Genomic DNA, 13,537 nt, shown 5'->3' with positions numbered 1-13,537 from the left:
GGTCCTTCCAGACGGCAGAATGTTCAGGCGGCGGGAGCGATCCGGGAGGAGACGCGGGCGGCGATCTCCGCCGGGCTGGCGTCGATGTCGCAGACGATGCCCATCTCCCCGGACTTTAACGGCTCCAGCGCGGCGAACTGGCTGTCGAGCAGGGCGGTCGGCATGAAATGACCGGCGCGCAGGGCCATGCGGGCGTGTATGGTTTCCCGGCTGCCGTGCAGATGGACAAACAGGACGCGCGTCCCGCCGGCGCTCAGCCGGTCGCGGTAGCGCCGCTTCAGCGCGGAGCAGGACACCACAATCGGCGCCTTCGCCTCCCGCGCCAGCGCGATGTGGGCGGCGATGGTGTCCAGCCAGCCCCAGCGGTCTTCGTCCTGAAGCGGGATGCCGGCGGACATCTTCGCAATGTTCTCCGGCGGATGGAAGCCGTCGCCCTCCAGGAACTGCCAGCCGAGGCGCCGGGCCAGTTCCTCCCCCACCGAGGTCTTGCCGCAGCCCGCCACGCCCATCACCACGATCGCATCCACGGCCCCGCTTATGTTAGCGGTAACATCAGGAGTCGGGAGAGCGCTCATGCCGGTCGGTCCTCGAAACAATATGTGTGGGGAGTGATGCGCATGTTACCGCTAACAAACGAGGCTTGTAAAGCCCAATCCGGCGCGGGATAATGGCCGCCGGACAACTGGAACGCTGATGACCGCCACTCCCCGCAAGCCCCGATCCTCGCGCAGCGGACGCGCCACCATGGCCGACGTCGCCGCCGCCGCCGGGGTCAGCGCCATGACCGTGTCCCGCGCCCTGCGCCGGCCCGACACGGTCAGCGAGGAGGTGCGCGCCCGCGTCGAGGAGGCGAGCCGCCGCCTGGGCTTCGTGCCCAGCCGCGTGGCCTCGGCGCTGGCCTCGGCGCGGACGATGACGGTGGCGGTGCTGATCCCTTCCCTGACCAACGCCGTCTTCATCGACCTGCTGGCCGGCGTGCAGGAGACGTTGTGCCCGCAGGGCTACCAGCCGCTGATCGGCATCACCGGCTATGGCCCGGAGGCGGAGGAGCGCGTCCTGCGCACGCAGCTCGCCCACGATCCCGACGGGGTGATCCTCAGCGGGCTCGACCATACGCCGGGCACCTGGGAGCTGCTGCGCGGCCTGACGATCCCGGTCGTCCACACCATGGATCTGGCCGTGGAGGGTTATCCGATTGCCGGGGGCGGGCACGACGATTGCCCGGTGCAGACGGTCGGCTTCTCGCAGTTCGACGCCGGCTACGCCGTCGGCGCGCATCTCGCGGCGCGGGGGCGGCGGCGCATCGGGTTGATCGCCGGGCAGCTCGACCCGCGGACGCGCCAGCGTTGTGACGGCTGGCGGCAGGCTCTGCGCGACACCGGGCGGTACGACCCGGACCTTGAGCTGATGGTGCCGGATGCCACCTCCGTCGCGCTGGGCGCGGAGTTGCTGGAGCGCGTGCTGGCCACTCACCCGGATACCGACGCGCTGTTCCTGTGCAACGACGATCTGGCCCAGGGCGCGCTGTTCCGATGCGCGCGGCTGGGCATCCCGGTGCCGGAGCGGCTGGCCGTCGCCGGCTTCAACGATCTGGCGGGAGCGGCCTGGACCGTCCCGCCGCTGACCACCGTCGCCACCCCCCGCCGCGCGATCGGCGTGGAGGCCGCTCGCCTGCTGATCGCGGGCATGGCGGACCGGACGCCGAATAGCCCGGAAAATCCGCGCCGCGTGGATCTGGGCTTTCGCCTGATGGTCCGCGAGACCACTTGAGAGACCGCAACCGACCCCCCGCGCCGCGGGGCGTCATCGAAAAGAAAGTACGGGAGTTCGTCGTAATGGTGCAGGGCAACGCGACCGAGACCGGAGCGGAATCCGCTGCCGTAGGCTCGGCCGACATCGCCGTCCTCGGCCTGGGCGTGATGGGGCGCAACCTCGCCGCCAATCTGGCCGACCACGGGGCCGTGGTGGCGGGCTACGACCTGGACGAGGGGCGCCGGGGCGCCTTCGCCGCCCAGGTGGGCAACGCCGTCCCCTGCGCGTCGGTGGAGGCGTTGCTGGGCGCGCTCAAGGCGCCGCGCACGATCCTGATGATGGTGCCCGCCGGCGCCCCGGTGGACGAGCTGACGGCCGCCCTGCTGCCCCGCCTGTCGCCGGGCGACGTGCTGATCGACGGCGGCAACTCCCACTTCCGCGACACCAACCGCCGCGCCGCGCTCGCCGCCGCGGCGGGCGTGCGCTTCGTCGGGCTGGGCGTGTCGGGCGGCGAGGAGGGGGCGCGGCGCGGCCCTGCCCTGATGGCCGGCGGCGACGCCGAGGCGCTGGCCCCCGTCGCCCCGCTGCTGGCCGCCATCGCCGCCCGCGCGCCGGACGGCGAGTCCTGCTTCGCCCGCGTCGGGCCGGAGGGGGCGGGTCATTTCGTGAAGATGATCCACAACGGCATCGAATACGCCGACATGCAGCTGATCGCCGAGGCGTATCATCTTCTGCGCGAGATCGGCGGCTGCTCCTACGAGCGTCTGGCGGACATCTTCGCCGAATGGAACGGCGGGGAGCTGGCTTCCTACCTGATGGAGATCACCACCGACATCCTGCGCACGAAGGACGGCGAGACCGGCGCCCCGATCCTGGAGGTCATCCGCGACGCCGCCGGCCAGAAGGGCACCGGCCATTGGGCGGCGACCACGGCGCTGGAGCTGGGCATGCCCGCCCCGACCATCGCCGAGGCCGTGCACGCCCGCTGCCTGTCCGCCCTGAAGGACGAGCGCGTGCGCGCCGCCGAGGCGCTGGCAATCCCGCACGCCCCCTCCACGGAGGATCTGGTCGCGTCGGTCGGCGACGCTCTGCTCAGCGGGCGGATCGCGGTCTATGCCCAGGGCTTCGCGGTGATCGCGGCGGGCAGCCGGCAGTTCGGCTGGGACGTCGATCTGGCGGCGGTGGCGCGCATCTGGCGCGGCGGCTGCATCATCCGCGCCCGCCTGCTCGACCGCATCCTGACCGCGCTGAACCGTGCGCCGGAACTGCCGAACCTGATGCTGGACCCCGACATCGCCGGCCTGATGACCCGCGGCGACGCCGGCTTCCGCCGCGTGGTGGCCGCCGCGACGCTGGCTGCGGTGCCGGTTCCGGCGATGGCCTCGGCGCTGTCCTACTGGGACGGCTACCGCAGCGGCCGGCTGTGGGCCAACATGATCCAGGCCCAGCGCGACTATTTCGGCGCCCACGGCTATGAGCGCACCGACCGTCCGGGCATGGTGCACACGGAGTGGAAGGTGGGGTGAGTGGTTGAACCGGGCCCCCTCCCTAACCCTCCCCCGCTATCGCAGGGGAGGGGATTAAGCTCCCTCCCCTGCGATAGCGGGGGAGGGCCGGGGTGGGGGCCTACGCTCGCACTCACCCCTTCGGAAACACCGGCGCCCGCTTCTCGAAGAAGGCCGTCACGCCCTCCCCGGCCTCGTCGTTGAACAGCGACTCCACGAAGGCGTCGCGCTCGCGGTCGAGCTGATCCGCCAGCCCGCCGTAAGCCACTTCCAAAAGCCCCTTGGCGCGGCCCAGCGCCGCGGTCGGGCCATTCGCCAGCCGCTCCGCCCACGCCGTCGCCTCGGCCAGCGCGCCGCCGGGGGCGGTCAGCCGGTTGATCATGCCGAGCTGCGCCAGACGCGGCGCCGCCACGCGCCCGCCCTCGAACAGGATCTCCGCCGCGAGTTGCGGCGGCAGCGCGCGGGCCAGCGACGCCGTGCCGCCGCCGTCCGAAGTCAACGCGACCTTGATGTAGGACAAGGTGAAGACCGCGTCCTCCGCCGCGACGATCAGGTCGCAGGCCAGCGCCAGCGGGAAGCCCGCCCCGCCCGCCGGCCCCTCGACCGCGGCGATCACCGGCTTGGGGCAGGCGCGCAGGCTGCGGATCATGGCGTGGAAGCTCTCCACCCCCGCCCGCACCGACTCGCGGTCGCCGTTGCGCGCCTCCTTCAGCCATTTCAGATTGCCGCCGGAGCAGAAGGCTCCCTCGGCACCGGTCAGCACCACCGCCCCGACGCTCGCGTCCGCCGCCGCCGCGTCGAAGGCGGCGCGGGCCGCCTCCATCAGCGCCGGGCCGATCGAGTTGCGGGTGGCCGGGTCGTTGATGGTCAGGCGCAGGACACGACCGTCCTGGGCGATGTCCAAACCAGTCTTCTTATCGTTCGTATTGGTCATCGGGGCGTTCCCTCCGGATTTTCGCTTCCGGGGGCATATTTGAACATTCCCTCGGCGGACGCCAGCAGCGCGCCGTCCTCCTTGCGCCGCACCTCGCCCCGGCAACCGACGATCTTGCGCCCGCCACCCAACAGCGTGCCGCGGGCCACCACCGTGCCCTCCGCCACGGCACCGAGGAAGTTGGAGGACAGCGACAGCGTGACAACCCGGCGGGAATGGCCGGGCACTGCGCAGTGGGTCGCCGCGAATCCCATGACGGTGTCGAGCAGGGTCATCAACGCGCCGCCGTGCAGGACGCCACCCCGGTTGCGGTGCTGCGGAGCGATGGTCAGCTCCACCTCCGCCACGCCCTCTTCCCACCGCACCAGCCTGTAGCCGAGCAGGTTTTGGAAGCCGGAGGCCGGTTCCCCCTTCATCAAGTCGTCCATAAAAGCGCTCTCCAACCCGTCTTCTTGGTTCTGGAGCGCAAGTGTCGCACGAATGGGTGTGTCAGTGCCGCCGCGCCGCCTTCAAAAAACGCTCGCGGTCGCTGGAGCCGACGCGCATGTCGAACACGTCGCCCTCCCGCTCCATGGTCAGCGGCACGTCCACACCCGCCGGGCCAAGATTCCACAAGGCCCGGTAGAAGTCGGCCAGCGAGCCCACCGGCTGCCCGGCGACGGCGCGCACCACATCGCCGGCCCGCAGTTCCGCCCGCTGCGCCGGCCCGTCGCCGGCCAGCCCGACCAGCACCACCCGCTCCCGCTCGTCCTGGGTGGCGTAAAGACCGAGCCAGGGGCGCGGCGGGTCACTGACCTTCCCGCGGGTCATCAGGTCGTCCAGGATCGGCTTCAGCAGATCGATCGGCACATTCATGTTCAGCGGCAGGACACGCTCCTCCGGCGCCCGGTACTGGAGCTGGAGGGAGCCGATGCCCAGCAGTTCGCCCCCCGCCCCCAGCATCGCCGTGCCGCCCCAATTCGGATGCGCCGGCAGGGTGAACAGCGCGTCGTCGATCATGTACTCCCAGTAGCCGGCGAACTCCTGCCGGGCGACCACCCGCGCGGTCATGGACCGCTCGCGCCCGCCGGCCCCGGCCACCACCACCGGGTCGCCCAACTCCACATGGCGCGACGAGCCGAGCATCAGCGCCGGCACGCCCAGCGGCGACAGCGCCTGCACCAGCCCGAATCCGCTGGTGTGGTCATAGGCCACCACATGGGCCTGCACCGCCCGCCCGTCGTTGGTGGTCAGCCAGACCTCCTCGGCCTCCGCGATCAGATATCCGATGGTCAGGACCAAGCCATCCTCGCGGATGACGGCGCCCTGCCCGGCGCGCTCGGTGCCCAGCACGCCGGCGGTGTAGGCATCGTCCGGCACGTTGGCGCGCAGCCCGACCACGGCGGACAGCGCCCGGTCCAGGTCATAGGCCAGCTCATCCGGATCGGGCTGGAATTGCGGCGGAATCCGCCAGTCGTCGGACGGGTTCATCGGCGGCTCCTTTGCGCAGGGGGCGGGGTGATCCTCTGCCCTTTCAGCGTGATTCTCTATGACGTTATTTGGGCTCCATGACCTTATTTGGGAAGTCGAACGCGCCTGCTAAGCCCGGCGTTCCGCACCCCCTCCTCCGCGCGTGAAACCAGCGGGCCGCAACGGTGTTGTCCGGGATCGCTTCACCAAGGCGACCAACCGAGGGAGGACATGATGGGCCTGTTCGATTTCTTCCGCCGTGATCACGGCGAAAAGGTCGGCGATGCGGACACCCCGACCGCCGACGAGCTGAAATCCCACCTGACACAGATCGGCCTGCCGACCAACGGGCTGGACATCCAGGTCGCCGAGGACACGGTGACCGTGCGCGGCAGCGCCGCCTCGCAGGAGGAGAAGGAGAAGATCGCCGTGGCGCTCGGCAACGTGAAGGGCGTGTCGCGGGTGGACGACCAGACCGCCGTCATCGCCAAGGACCAGGGGGCGGGCGGCCCGGACCAGCCGACCGTGCCGCCGACCGGGCAGCCGGCCAGCCAGACGCAGTTCCACACGGTGGAGACGGGCGACACCCTGTCCGCCATCGCCAAGAAGGTCTACGGCGACCCCAACCGCTACAATGCCATCTTCGAGGCGAACAAGCCGATGCTGAAGGACCCGAACAAGATCTATCCCGGTCAGGTCCTGCGCATCCCGCCGCAGTGAAACGGCACCGTCCCGCGGCGGGGGCGAAAACCCTGCCGCGGGATCGATCCGCAAAGGTGCAGATCGCGGCGGAGTCTCCCGCCATTCCGACCGATCTCGAATTGCTCCGCCCAAGCCGCTTCGGCAGGCTTCCCGCCACTAACCGGCAGGGAGGAACAGGCTATGAAGATCATCGGATACCCGGACGAACTCATTCCGCGCGTGGCGACGGCCAGCCTGGGGACGTACCGGACCCGGCAGGAATGCGCGGATCTGCTGGCCGGGATGGCTGACGCGGAGAAGGCGTTCAACTCGATCACGTGGCACAAGGTGATGCTGCTCGCCCTCACCAAGCCTGAGCCGTTGGACGAGGACACCATCCACGTCTATGAGAGCGAGGTGGACAACGCCATCGCCCGCGTGTTCCGCAAGATGAAGATGCTCAACACGCTGGCAGCCGCAGCCTCCAAGGATCTCGGCGCCCTGGCGAAGGCGAACCCGAAGGACGCGGTGGCGAAGAAGGCCCTGGCCGCTACCAAGGCGGTGCCGGGCGTCACGGCGAAGCTGGTGAAGGCCCTCGAGGACGCCATCGACAAGGACCACAAGGACATCAAGACCCGCTTGGCCAAGGACGAGGCGGCCCATGAAAAGCAGCGCAAGGCGGCTGCAAAGGCGGCACAGCAAACCAATGGCGGCCAATTCGTGAACCCCTTCGAAGGCAAGGACATCGACGACATCCTGAAAAGCAGCAAGCTGACGCTTCTGCTGCACGCCTACGCCAAAACGGAGCAAACCGACGAGAACGTCGAGTTCCTGTCGATCACGCGCAAGGGCGTCGACCAGCGGGGCGCGCTGAAGCTCTACAACCTGTTCATCGACCCGAACGGCGCGAAAAGCCTGAACATCACGGGCCAGCAGCGCACCGATTTCTCCAATGGGATCGGCAACGGTGCCTATGTGGGCGTCCTGAAGGACATCCAGACCCATATTCGGATCGTCGTCAGTGGGAACACTCTGACGCGGGCGCAGGCCCTCGATGAGCCGGCCCTGCGCAAGCTCGGCTACAAGTGATGCCAACCGGCGCTGCCCTTCAGGCGACCTTCCTTCAAGGAACCTCCTTCAGGCGGCGCCGGGCCTCCAGCGGGTCAGCCGCGCCGCCAGCCGGTCGAAGCCGGCGTCCAGCACCACCGCCAGGGCGGCCACGATCACCGCCCCCTGGATGACGTAGGCGGGGTTGGAGCCGTTCAGCCCGACGATGATCGGCAGGCCGAGGGTCTTCGCCCCGACCGTGGAGGCGATGGCCGCCGTGCCGAGATTGACGACCGCCGCCGTCCGAACCCCGGCCAGGATCACCGGGGCGGCCAGCGGCAGTTCCACCCGCCACAGCATGGCACCCGGCCCCATGCCCATGCCACGCGCGGCCTCACGCACCGGCTCCGGCACCGATTCCAGACCGGCCACCGTGTTCTCCACGATGGGCAGCAGCCCATAGAGCGTCAGCGCGATCAGCGCCGGGGCGGGGCCGAAGCCGAGGACGGGAACCGAGACGGCCAGCACCGCCACCGGCGGGAAGGTCTGGCCCATCGCCGCCACCGCGTCAAGGACGCCGCGGAACTCCCGGCCGAAGGGCCGGGTCACCGCGATGCCCGCCGCCCCGCCGAGCAGAGCCGCGATCAGGCTCGCCCCGCCGGCCAGGGCAAGATGGTCCAGCGTCAAAGCGAGGAAGCCGTCCGCCTCGTACATCGGCCGGTCGAGCGCCGGGAAGGTTGCGGCGAACAGCGGCTTCAGCGCAGGCATCCCCAGCACCAGCGCCGCCAGGACGAGCAGGCCCAGGATCAGCCGGTCCGTCAGCAGAACCGTCAGAGCGCCCCTCATGCGCGATCCGCCCCACGCAGAAGGTCCGCGAGGTGGAGCACACCCATCGGGCGCCCCTGCCCGTCCGCCACGGGAAGCCGGTCGGTGCCGCATGCCACCATCGCGGCCAGCGCCTGACGCAGCGATGCTCCCGCCGCCAGGGGATCGCCCGGCGCCGTTTCGCCGGGGCGCGTCCGCTCCGCCACCGTCTCCACGGCCAGCCGCTTCAGCCCCCAATCCTCGCGCCCCACCAGATTGCGCACGCGGTCGTCGGCGGGCCGGGTCAGGATGTCGAGCGGCGTGCCGGTCTGCACCAGCCGCCCGCGGTCCAGAATGGCGATCCGGCTGGCCAGAGTCAGCGCCTCGTCCATGTCGTGGGTGACGAAGACGATGGTGGTCCCGGTCGCCTTGTGGATCGCCGCCATCTCCGCCTGCAAGGCCCCGCGGGTGATCGGGTCGAGCGCGCTGAACGGCTCGTCCATCAGCAGGATGTGCGGCTCCGCCGCCAGCGCGCGGGCGACGCCGACGCGCTGCTGCTGCCCGCCGGACAATTCGTACGGGTAGGCGCCGCGGTACCGCTCCGCATCGAGATTCAGCAGGGTCAGCAGCTCCGTCACCCGGTCGCGCACCCGCGCCCTGGGCCAGCCGAGCAGGTCCGGCACGGCGGCGATGTTGCGCTCCACCGTCCAGTGCGGGAACAGCCCGACGCTCTGGATCACGTAGCCCATGCGGCGGCGCAGCGTCTCTGGCTTCAGGCGGGCGATGTCCTCCCCCTCCACCCGGATGGTCCCGGCGTCCGGCGCGATCAGCCGATTCATCATCCGCAGCACCGTGGACTTGCCGGAGCCGGACGGGCCGATCAGCACGCGGAACTCCCCCGCCGCCACGCTCAGCGACAGGTCGTCCACGGCGGTCCAGGCGCCGAACCGCTTGGTCACTCCCTCGAAGGCGATCACGCCGCCATCCTCCCGAGTCGCGACAGCGCCAGCGCCGAGGCCAGCTTCAGCGCCGCGTCGGCGGCAACGGCCAGCAGGATCACCGGCACCGCCCCCAGCAGCACGAGGTCCAGCGCGTTGGCGAACAGCCCCTGGAACATGATCGCCCCCAGCCCCCCGGCGCCGATCAGCGCCGCCACTGCGGCCAGCCCGACCGCCTGGACCAGCGTGATCCGCAAGCCGGACAGGAACACCGGCAGGGCCAGAGGCGCCTCGACCCGCCAGAAGACTTGGCGCGGCGTCATGCCGATGCCGCGCGCCGCCTCCCGCACCGGCTCCGGCACGCCGGCCAGCCCGGCGGCGGTGTTGCGCGCGATGGGCAGCAGCGAATAGAGCGTCAGCGCGATCACCGCCGGCACCGGCCCCACCCCGCCGATCCCCAGCCCGGGAAAGGCGGCGGCCAGCGCCGACAGCGGCGCCAGCAGCAGCCCGAACAGGGCGATGGACGGGATCGTCTGCACCACGTTCAGCACCGGGAAGACCAGCCGCCCCACGGCGGGCGAACGCTGCGCCGCGACGCCCAGCGGCACGCCGATCAGCAGGGTCGGCAGCAGGGCCGCCGCGACCAGCGCGGCGTGGCGCAGCACGGCTCCGGCGAAGACGTCCCGCTGGTTCGCGTATTCCTTCATGATCGACAGCTGGTCGAGATGCCCGGCGGCGAATTGCCCGCCGATCAGCGCCGCCGCCAGCGCGCCGACGGCGACCCGCCCGGCGGGACCCAGCCCCAGCCGCCGCACCCCGTCGAGAACGGCGAGCAGAGCCGCCGCCTCCATCACCCAGAACCCCGCCGCGAAGGAGGTCCGCGCCGCCGGGCTGGCGGTCGCGGCGAGCAGGGCGGCGTGCTGCCCGGCCAGCCAGACCAGCCCCGCCGCCGCCAGCGCGCCGGCCCCGGTGTAGAGCGCGTTCACCATCCGCCCGGCGCGCAGGAACGGCACGGCCAACAGCAGGGCGACCGGCAACAGCGCCGCCGCGCTCCACCCGCCGCCCGCCGCCGCGCTCAACGCGATGGCCTTCCCCGACAGCAGCCGGTTCGGCGCGAAGCCGAGGAACGGCAAGGCCAGCGCCGCCACCACGGTGACGGCAGCCAACAGCAGGGCGACGCGGTTGTGAATAAGCCGGACGCGGGTCATCCCGTCAGTTCAGGAAGCCTTTCGACTTCAGGTACGTCGTGGCGACCGCTCGAGGGTCCTGCCCCTCCACGGAAATCTTGGCGTTCAGCCCGCGCAGGGTCTCGGTGTCCAGGGATTTGAAAACCGGGTCCAGCAGGTCGCGGATCTTCGGATAAGCGTCCAGCACGCCGTCGCGGATGGCCGGGGCCGGGGCATAGACCATCTGCGCGTTCTTGGTGTCCTTCATGACCACGAGGTCCAGCGCGGCGATGGCGCCGTCCGTGCCGTAGACCATGGCGGTGTTCACGCCGGACGTGCCCTCCGCCGCGGCGCGGATGGTCGCCGCCGTGTCGCCGCCGGCCAGCACCAGGATCTGGTCGGGCTTCAGCGTGAAGCCGTAGGATTTCTGGAAGGAGGGCAGCGCCGCCGGGCTTTCCACGAACTCAGCCGACGCGGCGAGCTTGGCCGTGCCGCCGGCACCGACCCAGCGGGAGAAGTCCTCCATGGTGGCGAGGTTGTTGGGCGCCGCCACGTCGCGGCGCAACGCGATGGCCCAGGTGTTGTTCGCCGGGGCCGGGGTCAGCCAGACGATGTTGTGTTTGTCGCGGTCGAGCTGCTTCACCGTCTCGTAGCCGGCGGCGGCGTTCTTCCAGGCCGGATCGCTGTCGAGGTTGAAGAAGAAGGCGCCGTTGCCGGTGTATTCCGGATAGACGTCAATCTCCCCGGCCAGCAGGGCGCTGCGCACGATCCGGGTGGGGCCGAGCTGGATCTTGTTCTCCACCGGGATGCCGTTGGCCTCCAGCACCTGCAGGATCATTGTGCCGAGCAGGCCGCTTTCGGCATCCAGCTTCGATCCGACACGGACCTTGTCCGCCGCCGCGGCGCTCCCCGCCGTCAGCAGCGCACCCAGCGCCAGGGTGGCCACCGCCCGAACCACACGCCGCATCGCCCGCATCCTCCCAACCATCGTCCATTGTGTCCGTCCGCTAGGATGGGGAAACCGGGCCGCCGCGACAACCCGCCCTTTCCGCCTGTGCGGTCCTCCATTTTGGGGAAGGGTGTCACGCCGTGACGTGGTCCTCCGCGTCGCGGGCCGCCCGCGCCCCGGCGCCGTCCACCCAGCCGCCCAGTTCGCGCTCCACGATGTCGGCCAGGAAGGCGACGTGGTCGGGATGATCGTTCAGGCAAGGAATGTAGGTGAAGCGCTCGCCGCCCGCCGCCATGAAGGCGTCCTTCACCTGGAACTGGATCTCCTCCAGCGTCTCGACGCAGTCGGCGGAGAAGCCCGGCGCGATCACCGCGATCTTCGTCTTGCCGGCGCGGGCCAGCTCCTCGACCGTCTTGTCGGTGTAGGGCTTCAGCCACTCCGCCTTGCCGAAACGCGACTGGAAGCTGTACTGCACGCGTCCCGGCTCCCAGCCCAACCGCTCGGCCAGCAGGCGCGCGGTCTTCACGCAGAAGCAGTGGTAGGGGTCGCCACGGTCGAGATAGGCCTTGGGCAGGCCGTGGAAGCTCGCCAGCAGCACGTCCGGCGTGTGGTCCAGCGCCGCGATGTGCCGCACCACCGACCGCGCCAACGCCTCGATGTAGCCCGGCTCGTCGTGGTAGGCGGGAACGGTGCGCACCGCTGGCTGCCAGCGCATGGTCATCAGCTGGCGGAAGGCCTGATCGTTGGCCGTGGCCGTCGTCGTCGCCGAATATTGCGGGTAGAGCGGAAACAGCAGGATGCGGTCGCAGCCCTGGTCCTTCATCCGCTGGATCGCCGGGCCGACCGCCGGCTGGCCGTAGCGCATCGCCCAGTCCACCACCACCGTTTCGCCGTGCCGCACCGCCAGCGCCGCCGCCACGCCCTCCGCCTGGGCGCGGGTGACGGTCTTCAGCGGGCTTTCGTTGCGCTCCTCGTTCCAGATGCTTTTGTAGGCATGGCCGCTCTTGCCGGGACGCACGGTCAGGATGATGCCGTTCAGCACCGGCCACCACACCGCCTTCGGCACCTCGATCACGCGGGGGTCCGACAGGAACTCCTTCAGGTAACGGCGCATCGACCAGTAGTCGGTTGCCTCCGGCGTTCCGAGATTCATCAGAAGCACACCGACACGGCGCGCGGGAACCGGCGGATGGTCGGCGGGCTTGGAAATAGGCTGCATGATGTCGGTCACCTCGATGTCGCGGCGGGCAGCATAATAGCGAGCCGAACCCATCGGAAGCAGCCCTTTGTCCCTATGCGGTCGATAGGGCCGGGCTATCCTCCGACCGTTCGGACAGGGCCTTACGTCGGGTCCGCCAGCCGATCCGCCGGCCGTTCCGCGAAGACGGATTTCAGATCGACCGCGCCATCCGGCCGCAGGTCGAGGTCGAGCTGACGCTCCACCTCGTCCAAATGCTCCATCATCAGCCGCATCGCCTCGCCCGGCGGGCCGGACTCCAGCGCCGCCACGAACCGCCGGTGCTCGGTGGCGGAGCAGGAATGGGAGGACCGCCGTTCAAAGGCCGCGATGGCGAGGCTGGAGCGGTCGATCAGGTCCGCCAGAATTCCGGCCAGCGTGGCGTTCCCGGCGAAGTCGGCCAGCAGCAGGTGGAACTGGCCCGACAGGCGGATCAGCGCCATGCGGTCGCCGGAGCGGTCGGCCTCCTCCTCCCGCGCCAGATGGGCGCGCAGCTTGTCCGACATCTCGTCGGGCAGGGGGCGTGGAGTGCGGTCCAGCGCCTCGACCACGGCGCGCTCGATCACCCGCCGGGCCTCGAACACCTCGCGCGCCTCCCGCGCGGTTGGTCTGGCGACGAAGGCGCCGCGGTTGGGGATCAGCGTCACCACGCGCCGCTGCGCCAGCAGGAGCAGCACCTTGCGCACCCGCTCCCGGCTGACGCCGAACACCTCGGCCAGACTTTCCTCCGCCAGCTTGGTGCCGGGCGGCAGACGGCGGTCGGCGATGGCCTCGCCGATGCTGCGGACGATGCGGGCCTCCGCCCCCTCCCCCCGCCCCCGGACGGCGCGGCGGGGTGCGCTCAGGACAGTCTTCATGATGGCACGGGCGCTGTTCAAACCTTCGCCGCGGATTGTGCACAAAGCGGACCAGCGGACAAACGCCAACGCCGCGCCGTGCCCATGCATCGGGCACAGCCCACCCATGCACAATTTCGCGCCATAGCGCCGAAATCCTGACCATTCGCTGATTTGCGCCACTGGAAAGGCGTGGGATTCCGCCATTCACACGCTGGCATGGAACTTGCGGACATCTC

At 70.4% G+C, this 13,537-nt stretch carries 14 protein-coding genes; 4 read left to right on the top strand and 10 right to left on the bottom strand.

Annotated features, from left to right (window positions below):
- Window positions 1–23 precede the first annotated feature (23 nt).
- Complete coding sequence (locus JJL56_RS02645; protein WP_200484089.1) at window positions 24–527, bottom strand: gluconokinase, GntK/IdnK-type; 504 nt, start codon at window positions 525–527, stop codon at window positions 24–26.
- Window positions 528–693: 166 nt separating this feature from the next.
- On the opposite strand from JJL56_RS02645, the gene gntR reads away from it, so the two are divergent.
- Complete coding sequence (gene gntR, locus JJL56_RS02640) at window positions 694–1,770, top strand: HTH-type transcriptional regulator GntR (RefSeq protein WP_247890907.1); 1,077 nt, start codon at window positions 694–696, stop codon at window positions 1,768–1,770.
- Window positions 1,771–1,835: 65 nt separating this feature from the next.
- Window positions 1,836–3,278 carry an NADP-dependent phosphogluconate dehydrogenase gene (gene gndA, locus JJL56_RS02635; RefSeq protein ID WP_200484088.1) on the top strand — a complete coding sequence of 481 codons (1,443 nt, stop codon included), beginning with the start codon at window positions 1,836–1,838 and terminating at the stop codon, window positions 3,276–3,278.
- A gap of 112 nt (window positions 3,279–3,390) precedes the next feature.
- On the opposite strand, the gene JJL56_RS02630 is transcribed toward gndA, so the two are convergent.
- The 3 genes from JJL56_RS02630 to JJL56_RS02620 all read right to left on the bottom strand — a co-directional run bounded on the left by JJL56_RS02630 (window position 3,391) and on the right by JJL56_RS02620 (window position 5,661).
- The gene (locus JJL56_RS02630; protein WP_200484087.1) at window positions 3,391–4,191 is read right to left on the bottom strand and encodes an oxepin-CoA hydrolase, alternative type; all 801 of its coding nucleotides are present in this window, start codon (window positions 4,189–4,191) and stop codon (window positions 3,391–3,393) included.
- Window positions 4,188–4,619: a PaaI family thioesterase gene (locus tag JJL56_RS02625; RefSeq protein WP_200484086.1), complete on the bottom strand. Its 432-nt coding sequence runs from the start codon at window positions 4,617–4,619 to the stop codon at window positions 4,188–4,190. The genes JJL56_RS02630 and JJL56_RS02625 overlap by 4 nt, the downstream gene beginning before the upstream one ends.
- 61 nt (window positions 4,620–4,680) lie before the next feature.
- Complete coding sequence (locus tag JJL56_RS02620) at window positions 4,681–5,661, bottom strand: S1C family serine protease (protein ID WP_145623752.1); 981 nt, start codon at window positions 5,659–5,661, stop codon at window positions 4,681–4,683.
- Window positions 5,662–5,871: 210 nt separating this feature from the next.
- Here JJL56_RS02620 and lysM point away from each other — a divergent pair, with 210 nt between their 5' ends.
- Together lysM and JJL56_RS02610 are read left to right on the top strand one after the other, a co-directional pair.
- Window positions 5,872–6,360 carry a peptidoglycan-binding protein LysM gene (lysM, locus tag JJL56_RS02615; protein ID WP_282188911.1) on the top strand — a complete coding sequence of 163 codons (489 nt, stop codon included), beginning with the start codon at window positions 5,872–5,874 and terminating at the stop codon, window positions 6,358–6,360.
- 162 nt (window positions 6,361–6,522) lie between these two features.
- Window positions 6,523–7,410: a regulator of G-protein signaling domain-containing protein gene (locus JJL56_RS02610; RefSeq protein ID WP_145623753.1), complete on the top strand. Its 888-nt coding sequence runs from the start codon at window positions 6,523–6,525 to the stop codon at window positions 7,408–7,410.
- Window positions 7,411–7,458: 48 nt separating this feature from the next.
- On the opposite strand, the gene JJL56_RS02605 is transcribed toward JJL56_RS02610, so the two are convergent.
- The 6 genes from JJL56_RS02605 to JJL56_RS02580 form a co-directional block, all read right to left on the bottom strand.
- Window positions 7,459–8,214, bottom strand: coding sequence for an ABC transporter permease (locus JJL56_RS02605; protein ID WP_200484085.1), 756 nt, complete (start codon window positions 8,212–8,214; stop codon window positions 7,459–7,461).
- Window positions 8,211–9,149 carry an ATP-binding cassette domain-containing protein gene (locus JJL56_RS02600; RefSeq protein WP_200484084.1) on the bottom strand — a complete coding sequence of 313 codons (939 nt, stop codon included), beginning with the start codon at window positions 9,147–9,149 and terminating at the stop codon, window positions 8,211–8,213. The genes JJL56_RS02605 and JJL56_RS02600 overlap by 4 nt, the downstream gene beginning before the upstream one ends.
- Window positions 9,146–10,318 (bottom strand): ABC transporter permease, encoded by a 1,173-nt coding sequence (locus JJL56_RS02595; RefSeq protein ID WP_200484083.1) that lies wholly within the window; start codon window positions 10,316–10,318, stop codon window positions 9,146–9,148. The genes JJL56_RS02600 and JJL56_RS02595 overlap by 4 nt, the downstream gene beginning before the upstream one ends.
- Window positions 10,319–10,322: 4 nt before the next feature.
- On the bottom strand, window positions 10,323–11,243 hold the full coding sequence (gene osmF, locus JJL56_RS02590) for a glycine betaine ABC transporter substrate-binding protein OsmF (protein WP_200484082.1): 921 nt from the start codon (window positions 11,241–11,243) through the stop codon (window positions 10,323–10,325).
- Window positions 11,244–11,358: 115 nt separating this feature from the next.
- Window positions 11,359–12,498: a ferrochelatase gene (hemH, locus tag JJL56_RS02585; protein ID WP_200484081.1), complete on the bottom strand. Its 1,140-nt coding sequence runs from the start codon at window positions 12,496–12,498 to the stop codon at window positions 11,359–11,361.
- A 68-nt stretch (window positions 12,499–12,566) separates the two neighbouring features.
- Window positions 12,567–13,319 (bottom strand): GntR family transcriptional regulator, encoded by a 753-nt coding sequence (locus tag JJL56_RS02580; RefSeq protein WP_247889315.1) that lies wholly within the window; start codon window positions 13,317–13,319, stop codon window positions 12,567–12,569.
- Window positions 13,320–13,537: the final 218 nt, after the last annotated feature.

The organism is Azospirillum aestuarii (genome assembly GCF_016632405.1).
Taxonomy (GTDB): domain Bacteria; phylum Pseudomonadota; class Alphaproteobacteria; order Azospirillales; family Azospirillaceae; genus Azospirillum; species Azospirillum aestuarii.
Note: the sequence above shows the minus strand (reverse complement) of the source record. Positions and strands in the feature narration are given on the sequence as shown.

Excerpts from the sequence above, each read along its gene's own strand:
- gntR (WP_247890907.1), top strand. The coding sequence starts at position 694 with ATGACCGCCACTCCCCGCAAGCCCCGATCCTCGCGCAGCGGACGCGCC.
- gndA (WP_200484088.1), top strand. The coding sequence starts at position 1,836 with ATGGTGCAGGGCAACGCGACCGAGACCGGAGCGGAATCCGCTGCCGTA.
- JJL56_RS02630 (WP_200484087.1), bottom strand. The coding sequence starts at position 4,191 with ATGACCAATACGAACGATAAGAAGACTGGTTTGGACATCGCCCAGGAC.
- JJL56_RS02625 (WP_200484086.1), bottom strand. The coding sequence starts at position 4,619 with ATGGACGACTTGATGAAGGGGGAACCGGCCTCCGGCTTCCAAAACCTG.
- JJL56_RS02620 (WP_145623752.1), bottom strand. The coding sequence starts at position 5,661 with ATGAACCCGTCCGACGACTGGCGGATTCCGCCGCAATTCCAGCCCGAT.
- lysM (WP_282188911.1), top strand. The coding sequence starts at position 5,872 with ATGATGGGCCTGTTCGATTTCTTCCGCCGTGATCACGGCGAAAAGGTC.
- JJL56_RS02610 (WP_145623753.1), top strand. The coding sequence starts at position 6,523 with ATGAAGATCATCGGATACCCGGACGAACTCATTCCGCGCGTGGCGACG.
- JJL56_RS02605 (WP_200484085.1), bottom strand. The coding sequence starts at position 8,214 with ATGAGGGGCGCTCTGACGGTTCTGCTGACGGACCGGCTGATCCTGGGC.
- JJL56_RS02595 (WP_200484083.1), bottom strand. The coding sequence starts at position 10,318 with ATGACCCGCGTCCGGCTTATTCACAACCGCGTCGCCCTGCTGTTGGCT.
- osmF (WP_200484082.1), bottom strand. The coding sequence starts at position 11,243 with ATGCGGCGTGTGGTTCGGGCGGTGGCCACCCTGGCGCTGGGTGCGCTG.
- hemH (WP_200484081.1), bottom strand. The coding sequence starts at position 12,498 with ATGGGTTCGGCTCGCTATTATGCTGCCCGCCGCGACATCGAGGTGACC.
- JJL56_RS02580 (WP_247889315.1), bottom strand. The coding sequence starts at position 13,319 with ATGAAGACTGTCCTGAGCGCACCCCGCCGCGCCGTCCGGGGGCGGGGG.